The 14,901-nt window shown below is 30.6% G+C and carries 11 protein-coding genes, 4 tRNA genes and 2 pseudogenes; 10 read left to right on the top strand and 7 right to left on the bottom strand.

Features of this window, described 5'->3' with window-relative positions; translation table 11 throughout:
* Window positions 1-69 precede the first annotated feature (69 nt).
* Both AB162_RS00365 and phrB read right to left on the bottom strand, forming a co-directional pair.
* On the bottom strand, window positions 70-816 hold the full coding sequence (locus AB162_RS00365; protein WP_053096510.1) for a Nif3-like dinuclear metal center hexameric protein: 747 nt from the start codon (window positions 814-816) through the stop codon (window positions 70-72).
* Between the two features lie 19 nt (window positions 817-835).
* A complete protein-coding gene (phrB, locus tag AB162_RS00360; RefSeq protein ID WP_053096508.1) occupies window positions 836-2,332 on the bottom strand; it encodes a deoxyribodipyrimidine photo-lyase in 1,497 nt (498 codons plus the stop codon).
* A gap of 159 nt (window positions 2,333-2,491) precedes the next feature.
* Between phrB and fldA the strand changes: the two genes are divergently transcribed.
* On the top strand, window positions 2,492-3,007 hold the full coding sequence (fldA, locus tag AB162_RS00355) for a flavodoxin FldA (RefSeq protein WP_053096505.1): 516 nt from the start codon (window positions 2,492-2,494) through the stop codon (window positions 3,005-3,007).
* Window positions 3,008-3,079: 72 nt separating this feature from the next.
* Here fldA and glnS read toward each other — a convergent pair whose 3' ends face one another.
* Window positions 3,080-4,744, bottom strand: coding sequence for a glutamine--tRNA ligase (gene glnS, locus AB162_RS00350; RefSeq protein ID WP_053097354.1), 1,665 nt, complete (start codon window positions 4,742-4,744; stop codon window positions 3,080-3,082).
* Window positions 4,745-4,879: 135 nt separating this feature from the next.
* On the opposite strand from glnS, the gene AB162_RS00345 reads away from it, so the two are divergent.
* The 3 genes from AB162_RS00345 (at window position 4,880) to AB162_RS00335 (ending at window position 5,155) form a co-directional block, all read left to right on the top strand.
* A tRNA-Leu gene (locus tag AB162_RS00345) sits at window positions 4,880-4,961 on the top strand.
* A gap of 32 nt (window positions 4,962-4,993) precedes the next feature.
* Window positions 4,994-5,067, top strand: a tRNA-Met gene (locus AB162_RS00340).
* 17 nt (window positions 5,068-5,084) lie between these two features.
* Window positions 5,085-5,155, top strand: a tRNA-Gln gene (locus AB162_RS00335).
* Window positions 5,156-5,299: 144 nt separating this feature from the next.
* Here AB162_RS00335 and AB162_RS00330 read toward each other — a convergent pair.
* Window positions 5,300-5,500, bottom strand: a pseudogene (locus AB162_RS00330) (LPP leucine zipper domain-containing protein); the annotation flags it as partial.
* Between the two features lie 96 nt (window positions 5,501-5,596).
* Window positions 5,597-5,673: transfer RNA gene (locus AB162_RS00325), tRNA-Val, on the bottom strand.
* A gap of 251 nt (window positions 5,674-5,924) precedes the next feature.
* Between AB162_RS00325 and AB162_RS00320 the strand changes: the two genes are divergently transcribed.
* Window positions 5,925-6,563: a riboflavin synthase gene (locus AB162_RS00320; protein WP_053096503.1), complete on the top strand. Its 639-nt coding sequence runs from the start codon at window positions 5,925-5,927 to the stop codon at window positions 6,561-6,563.
* Between the two features lie 8 nt (window positions 6,564-6,571).
* The gene (gene grxD / locus AB162_RS00315; RefSeq protein ID WP_053096501.1) at window positions 6,572-6,910 is read left to right on the top strand and encodes a Grx4 family monothiol glutaredoxin; all 339 of its coding nucleotides are present in this window, start codon (window positions 6,572-6,574) and stop codon (window positions 6,908-6,910) included.
* A 16-nt stretch (window positions 6,911-6,926) separates the two neighbouring features.
* Here the strand turns inward: grxD and rnt are convergent, their stop codons facing one another.
* Window positions 6,927-7,589: a ribonuclease T gene (rnt, locus tag AB162_RS00310; protein ID WP_053096499.1), complete on the bottom strand. Its 663-nt coding sequence runs from the start codon at window positions 7,587-7,589 to the stop codon at window positions 6,927-6,929.
* 459 nt (window positions 7,590-8,048) lie between these two features.
* On the opposite strand from rnt, the gene slyA reads away from it, so the two are divergent.
* Both slyA and tyrS read left to right on the top strand, forming a co-directional pair.
* The gene (slyA, locus tag AB162_RS00305; RefSeq protein WP_053096497.1) at window positions 8,049-8,480 is read left to right on the top strand and encodes a transcriptional regulator SlyA; all 432 of its coding nucleotides are present in this window, start codon (window positions 8,049-8,051) and stop codon (window positions 8,478-8,480) included.
* 610 nt (window positions 8,481-9,090) lie between these two features.
* The gene (gene tyrS / locus AB162_RS00300) at window positions 9,091-10,365 is read left to right on the top strand and encodes a tyrosine--tRNA ligase (RefSeq protein WP_053096495.1); all 1,275 of its coding nucleotides are present in this window, start codon (window positions 9,091-9,093) and stop codon (window positions 10,363-10,365) included.
* A 61-nt stretch (window positions 10,366-10,426) separates the two neighbouring features.
* Here tyrS and AB162_RS00295 read toward each other — a convergent pair.
* Window positions 10,427-10,633 (bottom strand): annotated as a pseudogene (locus AB162_RS00295) (RnfABCDGE type electron transport complex subunit B); the annotation flags it as partial.
* A gap of 1,092 nt (window positions 10,634-11,725) precedes the next feature.
* On the opposite strand from AB162_RS00295, the gene tal reads away from it, so the two are divergent.
* Together tal and tkt are read left to right on the top strand one after the other, a co-directional pair.
* On the top strand, window positions 11,726-12,679 hold the full coding sequence (gene tal / locus AB162_RS00290) for a transaldolase (protein ID WP_053096492.1): 954 nt from the start codon (window positions 11,726-11,728) through the stop codon (window positions 12,677-12,679).
* 15 nt (window positions 12,680-12,694) lie between these two features.
* Window positions 12,695-14,692 carry a transketolase gene (gene tkt / locus AB162_RS00285; RefSeq protein WP_053096490.1) on the top strand — a complete coding sequence of 666 codons (1,998 nt, stop codon included), beginning with the start codon at window positions 12,695-12,697 and terminating at the stop codon, window positions 14,690-14,692.
* The last annotated feature ends 209 nt before the right edge of the window (window positions 14,693-14,901 follow it).

Raw genomic sequence — 14,901 nt, 5'->3', positions numbered from 1 at the left:
GTAAAAACAGTAAATAGTTATTCTATTTTAGGTTATTATGTAAATAACTTGCAGCTTATTATGGATTACTTATACAGGATTATCGATATCTATGAAATTTATATTTAAATTATATTGTTTTGTTAACCATTCTCCAAGAGCACTAATACCTCCTAATTCGGTAGCATGATGACCTGCTGCATAAAAATGTATACCCATTTCGCTAGCTATATGAATTGTCTGTTCGGATGCTTCACCACTAATAAAAGCATTCATTCCAGATAGCGCTGCATACTCAAGAAAATCCTGACCACAGCCAGAACACCATGCTAACTTTTGAATATATTTTGGGGCATTATTGCTATAATGTAGCACAGGACGATTCATAGCTTTTTCTATTTTTTTTTGTAGCAAATTTCCACTAATAGGTATTATGAATTCTCCTTTAGGTACCATAGGAGATAGGAGGATGCCGGTTACTTTGATTCCAAGTTTCATAGCTAACTGAGCATTATTACCTAATTCTGGATGAGTATCTAGTGGTAGATGCCAAGCATATAAATTAATATTATTAGCTAATAATGTTTTAAGACGTTTACGTTTAATACCATTAATAACTAATGAATCCTTTTTCCAAAAGTATCCATGATGTACAATAATTGCATCTGCGTGCTGCATTACAGCTATATCTAGTAGTTCCTGACAGGCTGTCACGCCTGTAACAATACGTTTTACATCTCGTATCCCTTCAACTTGTAGGCCATTAGGTATATAGTCTTGTAGTAATTCACTATTAAGTTTATGATTAATAATTTGTTCTAATTCAGTATTAAGCATAGATTATAATCTCTTGTTATCATTGATCTAATGGATAGCTGCCACTACTAGTTCTAGCTGCTTTATAATAAGCAATTTTATAACTATTTAATATGCGTTTACGTGCTTCACTGTGGTCTACTATTGGATATGGATAATCTACTATAATATTTTGCGCCTTTAGCCAAATATGAGGCTGATATAAATACTTATTCGGAACTAATTTGAGTTCTGGCAACCATTGCTTAATAAAATTACCGTTAGAATCAAATTTCTTGCCTTGAAGCGTAGGATTAAATATGCGATAATATGGATTAGTATTATAATCCATGCCTACAGCCCACTGCCAACTACCATGATTAGAGGCAAAGTCACTATCTATTAGCTGTGACATAAAATAATGCTCACCATGGCGCCAGTCTATTAATAGATCTTTGATCAAAAAGCTAGCAGTAATCATACGTAATCTATTATTGATCCATCCAATTTTAGCTAATTTTCTCATTGCTGCGTCGATAAAAGGATAGCCAGTACGACCTTTACACCAAGCTATAAATAGTACGCTCTTATTATTATGCCAAGGAATGTATTTAGTCCATGATGATATATCAATATCAGGATCATGCTTATGATGAAATATTTTAGGATACAATATCATTGTATGACGATAAAAATCACGCCATATTAATTCATTTAACCATGTTGAAGCATTAATATCATTAATTATACCTAAGAAATTGAATTTTTTTAGTAAAAGATGATAACATTGCCGTGGTGATAATACTCCAATCGCTAGCCAAGCAGATATTCGGCTAGTAGCATCCAAATATGCTATATTACGTTGAAGACTATAATACTTAAGTTGTTTATTAAAAAAATTATCTAGCCTATAAATTCCTACTTTTTCTCCAGCTACATAGTAGTCTTCCGATAGCATACTAGGATAAGAGAATGGTGTGATAATAGATATTGATTTATTATTATACTGATACATATTTTTTTGCCGTATAGCTGGTGCTGGTAAACAAATTGGTTCATTTTCCTTAAGATGATGCAAACAAGCATTACGAAATGGGGTGTAAATTTTAAACATCTCCTTATTTATTATTGTTTGTACACTTCCTGGAGATATTAAAAAACCATCATCGAAACCTTGGCATAATATGTTGTTGGGCAAGCGTTTTTTCATTTCCTTATCACGCTCACTTTCATTAAGTTCATATTCATAATTATAAAATAGCTTATCAATCTTTTCGCGCTGACAAAAAGTTAATAGCAAATCTATTTGTTCCGCAAAGTTAGCGCATTGATAATAATGTAAGACTATTCCTAGTCTTAATAACTCATTAGCAAGTAATTTCAAATTATCAAACATAAATGCAGCTAATCTTTTACTAATATTTTGTTGCTGCCATTGTTTAGGAGTAGCAATAAATATTGTTAACACACGAGCAGTATAATCTTCACAAGCTGCATATAAAGCTTTATTATCATGTATACGTAAATCTTTACGTAACCATACTAAATGAGTATGCATAAAAATTGCCAAAAAATATTATATTTATATTTATAAAAATTATATTATATTTATAATAATTTAGCACTAAGTGCTGTTAGCGATGAGCAATTTGTAAATATCAATAATGTATCTATATTTACTATAGTTTTTACTATATAAAAATTCAAAGGTTATAATATTAATGGTACGAATAGGAATTTTTTTGGTAGTGATACTGGGAATACAGAAAATGTTGCTAAACTGATTCAGAACCACATGGGTATTACTGATGATATATTTGATATTGCAAGAAGCAATAAAGAAGATTTAGAAAAATACGATGTCTTGATACTTGGTATTTCAACCTGGTACTATGGAGAAGCTCAATGTGACTGGGATGAATTCTTTCCTACTATGAAACAAATAGATTTTTCAGGTAAAAAAGTAGCTTTATTTGGCTGCGGTGATCAAGAAGATTATTCTGAATACTTTTGTGATGCATTGGGTACTCTAGGTGATATAATAGAACAGCAGGGCGCTACTATTGTAGGGCATTGGTTAACGTCAAGCTATAATTTTGAAGCATCTAAAGGGTTAGTTAATAAAGATTACTTTATTGGTTTAGCGATTGATGAAGATCGACAACCAGAATTAACTGCAACAAGAGTAGCTAATTGGGTTAAGCAGATTAAGTATGAATTAAATATATACTAGATTTATATGTAATCAGAAATTTAATTCTATCTAATTATATTAGACTTCAATAGAAATTATTAATTACAACATTTATTTTAGTTTCATTATACGATGAAATACTGGTATACACTTATTTAAGTAGTAATTATCAGTACAAAAATACCCTTCGCGCTCGAACTGATATCTGTATAATTTATCATTATTATGAACTAAATTTAGAATGCTAGCTTCTACGATACCATGGCGTATAATTAATGATTGTTTGTTCAGGGCTAACATTAAATTGTCTATCTTGTTAATATTAGGTAATGTAAATATACTATCGTATAGTCTGAATTCTGATTTTATACCATCAATTGCTGAAACCCAGTGAATAACACCTATTACTTTATTACTATCACTTTTTTTAGGTACTTTATTTAAAGTATCTGGATCATAACTACAATAAACAACTGTAATATCACCTTGTTTATTTTTTACTAAGCTCTCTGCTGTAATAACATATGCATGACGTAGACGTACTTTTTGACCTAGTACTAGGCGTTTATATTGCTTATTAGTATTGTGTTCTTTGAAATCAGAACAATCAATGTATATTTCACTGCTAAAAGTAACTTGACGTGTCCCCATATCTGTTTTATTAGGATGGTTAGGCATAACTATCTTCTCATGGTAACCTACAGGAAGATTATTAATAATAATTTTAATTGGATTAATAACTGCCATCGTACGCGGTGTACTTTCATTCAATTCTTCACGAAGGCACGCTTCTAAAGCTGCTATTTCTATATTGTGATCTTGCTTTGTCACACCAATACGGCGACAAAATTCTCTTATTGAAGCCGCAGTATAGCCTCTATTACGTAAACCAGCAATAGTAGGCATTCTAGGATCGTCCCAACCTTCAACAATATTATTATTTACAAGTATATTTAGTTTACGTTTTGACATAATTGTATATTCAATATTTAGTCTAGAAAACTCATACTGGCGTGGGTGATTATCGATACTAATATTATCAAGAATCCAATCATAAAGACGACGGTTATCTTGAAATTCTAATGTACATAAAGAATGTGTGATCCCTTCTATTGCATCACAGATGCAATGGGTAAAATCATACATAGGGTAAATACACCATTTGGTTCCTGTTCTATGATGACTATTATATTTTATACGATAAAGAACAGGATCACGCATTACAATAAAAGGTGATTTCATATCAATCTTAGCGCGTAAACATGCACTACCTTCTGTAAATTCTCCACAACGCATTTTTTCAAACAAAGTTAAGTTTTCTTCAACACTACGATCTCTGTAAGGGCTATTTGTTCCTGGTTGAGTTAACGTACCGCGATATTCACGTATTTTATCATACGACAGATAGTCAACATAAGCTAGACCATTAACAATTAGTTCTTTTGCATATTCATATAACTGATCAAAATAGTCTGAGGAATAGTGAATTTGCCCACTCCATTTAAATCCTAGCCATAAGATGTCATTTTTAATGGCTTCGATAAATTCAATATTTTCTTTAACTGGATTAGTATCATCGAATCTTAAATTACACTGTCCATTATAAAAATTAGCGATACTAAAATTTAGGTAAATAGATTTCGCATGTCCTATATGTAAGTAACCATTAGGCTCTGGAGCAAAACGAGTATGTATATAGGTATGCTTACCTAATGCTAAATCGTGATTAATTATTTGAATAATAAAATTATTTATATGAGCTTTATCTGTGCTAATTGTAATTTTCCTCATGAAAGACATTAATCAATATTCTTAATATTAAGAATAAATATATTTAAAATAGTAGAATTAGTCACATAATTTTTTTTAGTCTTCTTTATAATAAAGAAGAACTTGCATTATTCTTAAGTTACGGGAGTGGCGAAATTGGTAAACGCACTAGATTTAGGTTCTAGTACCATTAGGTTTGCGAGTTCAAGTCTCGCCTCCCGTACTATATTTACTAGACTAATTTTCTAATAATTTGGCTACGTAGCTCAGTTGGTAAGAGCACAGCACTCATAATGCTGGAGTCACAGGTTCGAGTCCCGTCGTAGCCATGGCTAATTTATTTCTTTGGGGTATAGCCAAGCGGTAAGGCAGCGGGTTTTGATCCCGCCATCCCAGGTTCGAATCCTGGTACCCCAGCACTAATTATAATTTTTTTTTCTACTTACTAGAAGCTACATTCTACTTACTAGAAGCTACATTCTCTTTACTAGAAGCTACATTCTCTTTACTAGAAGCTACATTCTCTTTACTAGAAGCTACATTCTCTTTACTAGAAGCTACATTCTCGAACTTTTGGTTAGCACGTCCGGCTTCTTCTTGAGCTGAGTTTATATTTTTTACTTTATGGCTCGTGTTATCAAATTTAGTATTAACAGTTTGAATATCAGATGATAGTTTATCTGTTGTTATTTTGCTCGCACAACCTACTAATAGAGTAAAGCTTAACATAGTTAAGCCGAGTACTAGTTTAGTTTTATTCATAGTGAATGACCTTTAATTTTGGTTAATAAACAATTAACCTTAACTTATAAAGTACTAATAGTACTTAATAAGTAAGTACTGTAATTTTAATGTTGTTGGTACGTCCGAGTGGATTTGAACCCCCGACCTCTACCATGTCAAGATAGTGCTCTAACCAGCTGAGCTACGGACGCTAGCTATAGAAAAAAATCTATTATGTTAAAGTTGTTAACTTAACAATAAAGAATATACCAGACAATAATATTGTCTAATATAGAGATATATCACACGTACCGCAATCTTATTGATTTTTTGTTAGTCAAACAACAAATAAATTACAAACTTTATAAAATAAATAATTAATTGATATTTAGTAATAGGTAATATATTTTTACAAAAAATAAATTATATTTAAATAATATTAAATATTTTTGAAGGTACAGGTATGTTTACAGGTATTGTTCAGTGTATAGCACCACTGATGGCAATAACAGAAAAAAATAATTTTCGTACACATAAAATAAAATTACCATATCATTTATTATCAGGACTAACCTACGGTGCATCTGTAGCACATAATGGTTGCTGCTTAACGGTAACTAATATTAATGGGGATCTAGTAAGTTTTGATATTATAAAAGAGACTCTCATAAAAACTAATTTAGGTTCTTTACAAATAGGTGATGAAATAAATATTGAGCGGGCCGTTAGCTTAAATTCTGAAATAGGTGGACACTTTATTTCAGGACATATTATTAGTACCGCAGAATTGATAAATATTACTACATCAGATAATAATAAAAATATTTGGTGCCGATTAGCTAATAATAAACTGATGAAATATATTTTTTATAAAAACTATATTGGTGTTGATGGTATCAGTTTAACTGTAGGAGAAATAATAGACAATATATTTTGTCTTAATTTGATTCCAGAAACAATTCAACGTACTACTTTAGGAAAAAAACTAATTAAAGATATAGTTAATATAGAAATAGATCAACAAATTCAAGCTACTGTGGATACAGTAGAGAGATGTTTATCAGAAAAATTAGAAATTATAATGAATAATAGAGGAACATAAATTATATCATGACTACTACAATACAAAAAATTAAGAAACAAATAGCAGATAATCATATCTTGCTATATATGAAAGGTTCACCCAAATTACCTAGCTGCGGTTTTTCTTCCCAGGCAGTAAAAATACTTTCTGAATGTAGTAAAAATTTTGCTTATATTGATGTGTTAATTAATCCTGATATTCGTTCTGAGCTACCTAAATTAGCTAATTGGCCTACTTACCCTCAATTATGGGTAAATGGTGAATTTATAGGAGGTTGTGATATTATTATGGAAATGTATCATAGTGGCGAACTACAGCTTCTAATTAATAATGAGATTGAAAAAAACAAAATAAAAATCTATTAGCAAGAGCTAAAATATATTAACTGTTGTCCACACAGTTATTACTAACATTAGTCCAGCCACCTAATCGTTTCCAGCGATTGACTAATTCGCAAAATAGTTCTGCTGTACGTTCAGTATCATATAATGCTGAATGTGCTTCGCTATTATTAAAATCAATACCAGCAGTAATACAAGCTTTTGCTAATACGGTCTGACCAAGCACTAAGCCGCTGAGAGCTGCAGTATCAAAAGTAGCAAACGGATGGAAAGGATTATGCTTTAGTTTAGTTCTTTCAGCGGCTGCCATAAGAAAACTATGGTCGAAAGCAGCATTATGTGCCACAATGATAGCGCGGTTACATTCTTGCTCTTTAATTCCTTTACGTACTAATCTAAATATTTCATTTAATGCTTCATACTCAGTAACTGCTCCTCTTAGGGGATTTGCTGGATCAATACCATTAAATAAAAGTGCTTCAGTTTGTAAAATAGCACCAGGAAAAGGCTCTATATTAAAATGCAAATTTTTGTCAGCTTTTAACCAACCTTGATAATCCATTTTAAGAGTTACCACGGCAATTTCTAATAAAGCATCAGTGTTAGCATGAAAACCAGCGGTTTCCACATCAATAACTACCGGATAAAAACCGCGAAAACGTGCATTTAGACTATTTACTTCTACTTCGTTGTTTTCGGCCATGCTTATTCTTAATTTATTAAAATTAAACTAATATAGTTTTTATTATTGCAAATTTTACTAATCCTTGCACTAATATAACGAGTAACTAATAAAGTTATCAGTATTTATATAGATACATAAAATGGTATAATTTAAAAAAATTACTTAACAATAAATTAAGTATATAGCATTAATAGTATTAATAGTTATTAATATGTTCTATTAGATAGTTCTCAGTATTTATAACTAACTACTAATATATTCATATAATTTACTTAAAACATTAAATATATTTATACATAAAGAAAGTATGTTATAGTTTTTATACACATTAAATTTTTATCAAAATAGACAACATGCAGATAGGATATACTGGTACATTGATTTTTAATTTGCTTTTTCACCTATTAGTGTGACCTATTAGTGTGAATAATAATTGAGTGAGTAAGCTTAATTAGCTGAAATTATAAGGAGAAAAAATTGGAATCACCATTAGGATCGGATTTAGCGCGACTTGTTAGAGTTTGGCGCGCTTTAATTGACCACCGTTTAAAACCTTTAGAACTCACACAAACGCATTGGATAACTTTACATAATATTTGTCAGTTACCTCCTGAACAATCGCAAATTCAGTTAGCAAAAGCTATCGGGATCGAACAACCATCCTTAGTCAGAACTCTAGATCAGTTAGAAGAAAAAGGTCTGATAACCAGACAGACTTGTATCAATGATCGTCGTGCCAAAAGAATAAAATTGACTGAAGCAGCAGAACCTATTATTAAAGCAGTTAATAATGTTATATCTAGTACTAGAGAAGAAATTCTTAATGGTATTACAAAAGAAGAAATTAGTTTATTAAGTAATATTATTAATAAACTAGAGAAAAATATTCTTGATATATATCCTAAATAAGGATATAGGCTACTAATTAGCGTAAATATAAGTATAAATACTAAAAAATTAGAGCAAAGTTAAAGCATATAGAAAAAAACCGACCTTTATTTAGTTAGTAGTGTAGTTAGGCCGGTTTTTTTCTCTGACTATTTATTTGATCAAGTAAACTATGAAGTTTATCAAGTCAATTATTAGTAATCATGCTCACATTAAAAGTAACTTTAGTAATAATTTTTAGCTGCAAATAAAATAATATCAATCATATTAATATTTACAATATACTAAGTTAGTATATCAGTCATTTTTTAATTAATGATTATTTAACAGCAGAACAAACCTATTGATTAGGTAGTGCTACAATATTATCGCTCAGTGATAATTAATCATTACTACTTTAACAGTAATGATAAAAACAAAGTACTGTGATTGTAAAAAAAAAATCAATAAAGTAAAGTACCTTTACCAATATTTTTGGGTTGTGGTACATAATCGTATTATAAGCATTAATGATTTATACTATTAAGTTATAGTAAGTTGGTCAGCCAACTATTTATTGCATATTTATTTACAAAAACTTAGCATAACTAGCACAATGAAGTATATTTTTTTATAAGGTAATATTTGTTATATGATAATAAATAACTTAATAAAACAATTACAGGAAAGAGAACTTATTACTAATATAACAGATGATAGTAAGTTAACTCAGGAGTTAAATTCTGGAAAAATTTCACTATATTGTGGTTTTGATCCTACTAATGATAGTTTACATTTAGGGCATTTGCTACCTTTATTATGTATGAAACACTTTCAATTAGCTGGTCATAGACCAATAGTACTTATTGGTGGAGCTACAGGTCTCATTGGAGATCCAAGCTTTAAATCTGCCGAGCGCAAATTAAATAATATAGAACACACTAAGTCTTGGACAGAAAAAATAAAAAAGAATATTTCTCTGTTTTTAGATTTTAATAGTGGTAATAATAGCGCAATAATAGTTAACAACTTTGATTGGTTCAAAGCAATGAATGTCTTAACTTTTCTGCGTGATATCGGTAAAAATTTTTCTGTAAACCAAATGATAAATAAAGAAGCAGTTAAGTTACGCCTTAATAGAGAAGAAAGTGGAATTTCATTTACTGAATTTTCTTATAATCTGTTGCAAGGATATGACTTTACTTACCTATATAACAAATATAATGTAGTACTACAGATCGGGGGTTCTGATCAATGGGGTAATATTATATCAGGCATAGATCTAACAAGAAAAACATATCATAAAACGGTTTATGGTTTAACCGTACCACTGATAACTAAGTCAGACGGGACTAAATTAGGTAAGACTGAAGAAAGTACTTTGTGGTTAGATCCCAATAAGACTAGTCCATACCAATTATACCAATTTTTTTTCAATACTTCTGATACAGAAGTATATCATTTTCTCAAGTGTTTTACTTTTATTTCACTAGCTGAAATAAATACATTAGAACAAGAAGAGAAAATGAGAAAAAAATCAAAAATAGCTCAGTCTATTCTAGCAAAAGAAGTTACTAGTATGGTCCATGGCGAGCAAGGATTAGCAGCAGCACAGCGTATTACCGATAGCCTATTTACCGGTTCTTTCTTAGATCTAACCGAAGATGATTTTACTCAACTTACACAAGACGGGATCCCTATGGTAAATATTACAAATAATGTTGATTTGCAGCAAGCACTTGTAATAGCCTCACTAGCGCCATCAAGAGGTCAGGCACGGAAAATGATTTTAGCTAATGCTATAGCTATTAATGGCAATAAACAGACTGATTCAGATTATATATTCAGTGAAGCTGATCGTATATACAAAAAATATACATTTTTACAACGTGGTAAAAAAACTTACTGTTTACTTAATTGGCAATAATAGTATTTATTATTTATTGGTATGGTACTTAAATTTTTTAAGTAATTTAGTCCAGTCTTTTACGCATTACTACACAGTCAGTAGGACAAGGATGTATACACATAGTACAGCCAGTACAAAGATCACTGACTACTGTATGCACTGTACGGTGCGTACCAATAATAGCTTTAACAGGACAAACTTTTATGCATTTAGTACAACCAATACAGTCTGCCTCATTTATCCAGGCAACTTCTTTATTATCAATAATAGGTAACTTAACATTCATGTTTAATGTGACCTTTTTATCTTTATATTTTTACTAAATTTACTTGCTTTGTTGTACAAGATATAATCTACTAAAAATTAGTTATCACTATAGGTATAATATACTTTATGAAAGCAATATTAATAATGTAATACGCAGTTCCTACGTATCGCATTATCGCAGGGCAGGTCATTTATATAAGACAAAACATCTTACTGTTGCATAAATTAATCATATTAGCTTTTATAAATTATAGTTAGATAAATTATAGTTATTTAAAAAAAGTATCATACTTGATCAAGTTATTTATGAATTACGCTTTTATCTGTGAAATCTATGTGTAACCTAAAATGTAAATTAATGTTCATAATCAAACAGCTACTCTTATATCCATATTATAGTAATGCCTAAAACAGAATACTAAAAAATATACAATATGTAATATTCATAAATATTAAATTAAAATACAAACAATCAGATTAACTGAAAAGTTCATAAAAGCTATTAATACTTAATAAATATCATAAATTTTGATGCTAATCGCCTATTCAAAAGTGATGTTAATATATTTATATTAGTAATGATACTAATCCATAAATAATATAAGCACTAGCAGCTTCTAATGTATTATTTTTAATAAAAATTATTTATTGTTTTATATAACCTATTACCTACCACCCAAACCAATTATGCCATCCAAGTTATAGCTTTAGATAAGGCTAATTAATTAATAATGATAGATATCTAAAAAATGATATAAGTATTGTAAAATCTAGCTAGTAGTTAAAATAACAGCCATTAAAATAGAAACAAATAATTCAATATCTAAGCTAAAAAAGCTTATAGTATATATATTAACTTTATAGGCTACGCTACTGTAAGTTACATACCAGTGATAATAGCCAACAATTATATTATTTTTAAATTTTTTATTTATTGATGATGTTAACTATTATTAGTTAAGTTAACTAGTTTAGTTATAAACTATATATTAGTTATATATATTTTATATATTTATAATAAATATTAATAAAACAATTTAATATATAGTTTTATATAAAAATAATTTTTTATGTGTTATGAACACATACAATTATATTCATGGAGTAAAACATGAATCAGTTAGAATATCTGAAAAAGTTTACTAAAGTAGTGGCTGATAGTGGAGATATTGAGTCAATTCGTAATTATGCACCGCAGGATGCAACTACTAATCCTTCTATTATTTTAAAATCAGCTAGTTTACTCTATTACAAAGACATTATTAAAAAAATACTGAATTCTGCACGTAAGCAAGGTATAAGTCACGATAATCAGATCATAAATGCAAGTGATAAACTAGCTGTTTCTATAGGATTAGAAATTCTTAAAATTGTGCCAGGACGTATTTCTACTGAAGTAGATGCGCGTCTATCATTCGATAGTATGATGTGCATAGCTAAAGCCCATAAAATAGTTAATTTGTATCAAGAACAAGGTATTGACAAATCTCGTGTTTTGATAAAGTTAGCAGCCACTTGGGAAGGAATAAAAGCTGCAGAACAGTTGGAAAAAGAAGGTATAAATTGTAATATGACTTTAATTTTTTCTTTTGCACAAGCTAAAGCTTGTGCCGAAGCTAGTGTTTATCTAATATCACCTTTTGTTGGTCGTATTTACGATTGGTATAACAAGCGTCAACTGCTAGTCGAACCTTATTCAGTTCAACATGATCCAGGCGTTAAATCAGTAATTAATATTTATAATTATTATAAAAAATACAACTATAAAACTATTATTATGGGAGCCAGCTTTCGAAAAATTGATCAAATTTTAGCTTTAGCCGGATGTGATAGTTTAACTATTTCCCCAGTAATGTTAGAAAAATTACGTAATAGCTATAATAATTTAGAAATTAAACTATCTCCATATACTAAAATTTTTAATAAGCCAAAACCAATGTCTGAAGCAGCATTTCGTTGGGAACATAATCAGGATGCTATGGCTGTTGATCAATTAGCAGATGGTATTCGCCAATTTTCACTAGATCAGAACAAACTTGAAAAAGTTTTAGCAGAACAATTGTAATTGTGGAGTCATTAAATGAAATCAAGACAGACTTTCGCCAACGCAATTCGTTTTTTAAGTATAGATGCAGTACAGAAAGCTAATTCAGGCCATCCAGGTGCCCCTATGGGTATGGCTGATATTGCTGAAGTATTGTGGCGAGACTATATGAATCATAATCCTGTTAACCCAACCTGGTGTAATCGTGATCGCTTTGTGCTGTCTAATGGACATTGTTCTATGTTATTATATAGTATATTACATCTTACTGGCTATAATTTATCAATAGAAGAGCTAAAAAATTTTCGTCAGCTACAATCCAAAACACCTGGACATCCAGAATATGGTGCTACGTATGGCGTAGAAATTACAACTGGACCATTAGGTCAAGGGCTTGCTAACGCAGTAGGTTTAGCAATTGGTGAACGTACTTTAGCTGCACAATTTAACCGTCCACAACATAAAATAGTTGATCATTATACTTATGTATTCTTAGGCGATGGCTGTATAATGGAAGGAATTTCTCACGAAGTATGCTCATTAGCTGGTGTTCTAAAATTAGGTAAACTCATTGCATTTTATGATGATAATAGCATTTCTATTGATGGTAATGTAACAGGTTGGTTAATAGATGATACAGCCGCTCGGTTTGAAGCATACGGTTGGCATGTAGTACGTAATATAGATGGACATGATAGTGATGCAATAAAATTAGGGATAGAACAAGCTAGAGCTGTAATAAATAAGCCATCGTTACTTTTATGCAAAACTATTATAGCTTTTGGTTCTCCAAACAAAGCTGGTAACCATAATTCACACGGGGCTCCGCTAGGAGATAAAGAAATTGAGGCAACCAGAAAAGCTCTGAGCTGGCATTATCAACCTTTTTTTATTCCTAACTTAATATATCAAGGTTGGGATGCTAAAGAAGTAGGAGAGAAAAAAGAAAAAGCTTGGAACGAAACCTTTTCTTTATACCAAAAAGCTTATCCCAAATTAGCTAAAGAGTTCATTAGAAGAATAACCTGTCGTTTGCCTGAAGATTGGCATTTATCCAGCCAAAAAATTATAGAAACATTGCAGGCACAACCAAATAACATAGCTAGCCGTAAAGCATCGCAAAATATATTAGAAGCATTTTGCCCTATGTTACCAGAACTAATTGGTGGTTCAGCTGATTTAAGCCCAAGTAACCTAACATGTTGGTCAAAGTCAACTTCTATTGCTGAAGATGCAGCTGGTAATTATATTCATTACGGTGTACGTGAGTTTGGTATGACTGCTATTGGTAATGGGATTGCTCATCATGGTAGTTTTCTACCTTATACTGCTACTTTTCTAGTATTTGTAGAATATGCACGTAACGCTGTACGAATGGCAGCAATGATGAAAACACGACATATTATGGTTTATACTCATGACTCTATTGGATTAGGTGAAGATGGGCCAACTCATCAGCCAGTGGAACAGCTAGCTAGCTTACGTATGACTCCTAATATTATTAACTGGCGTCCTTGCGATCAAGTTGAAACAGCAGTTGCCTGGAAGAAAGCAATAGAACGTAATAATGGTCCAACAGCTTTAATTTTATCACGCCAAAATTTAACACAACAAACACGTAATAAGCAGCAGCTAGCTAATATTGCTCGTGGAGGTTATATTTTAAAAGATTGCTTAGTCGGTAAGCCAGAACTTATTATAATAGCTACTGGTTCTGAAGTTCAGCTAGCTGTAGTTGCTTACCAGCAATTAAGTAACGAAGGTAGGCAAGTTCGTGTTGTATCAATGCCATCAACAGATATGTTTGATAGGCAAGATGAAGAATATCGTGAATTAGTATTACCAAAAGCAGTGACTGCACGTCTTGCAATTGAAGCTGGAATTACTGATTATTGGTATAAGTACGTAGGGTTAGATGGAGTTATTATAGGGATGACTACTTTTGGTAAGTCAGCACCAGCAGAAAAACTATTGAAATTTTTTGGATTTACTATTGATAACGTACTTAGTAAAGCACGTACTATCATTAAATGATAATTTAATTATATTTAGTAGAACTAGGTAGTAAGTATGTATAAAAAAACAGGTTTTCAAAATAATTATATATCTTATTATATCTGTATCAACAAAAATAATGTTTTTTAATAAAATTATATGTTATCTGATACAGATCCATGATACTAGGTATCAGATAACAACTTGTTGTTAATTTGGTAGTTATAATAGTGTATTATCAGTACGTA

It is taken from the genome of Candidatus Palibaumannia cicadellinicola, from assembly GCF_001269425.1.
GTDB classification, from domain to species: Bacteria; Pseudomonadota; Gammaproteobacteria; order Enterobacterales; family Enterobacteriaceae; genus Baumannia; species Baumannia cicadellinicola_A.
Note: the sequence above shows the minus strand (reverse complement) of the source record. Positions and strands in the feature narration are given on the sequence as shown.

Bases quoted from the DNA above. Each gene is read 5' to 3' on its own strand.
- AB162_RS00365 (WP_053096510.1), bottom strand. From the start codon at position 816: ATGCTTAATACTGAATTAGAACAAATTATTAATCATAAACTTAATAGT.
- phrB (WP_053096508.1), bottom strand. From the start codon at position 2,332: ATGCATACTCATTTAGTATGGTTACGTAAAGATTTACGTATACATGAT.
- AB162_RS00320 (WP_053096503.1), top strand. From the start codon at position 5,925: ATGTTTACAGGTATTGTTCAGTGTATAGCACCACTGATGGCAATAACA.
- grxD (WP_053096501.1), top strand. From the start codon at position 6,572: ATGACTACTACAATACAAAAAATTAAGAAACAAATAGCAGATAATCAT.
- rnt (WP_053096499.1), bottom strand. From the start codon at position 7,589: ATGGCCGAAAACAACGAAGTAGAAGTAAATAGTCTAAATGCACGTTTT.
- tyrS (WP_053096495.1), top strand. From the start codon at position 9,091: ATGATAATAAATAACTTAATAAAACAATTACAGGAAAGAGAACTTATT.
- tal (WP_053096492.1), top strand. From the start codon at position 11,726: ATGAATCAGTTAGAATATCTGAAAAAGTTTACTAAAGTAGTGGCTGAT.
- tkt (WP_053096490.1), top strand. From the start codon at position 12,695: ATGAAATCAAGACAGACTTTCGCCAACGCAATTCGTTTTTTAAGTATA.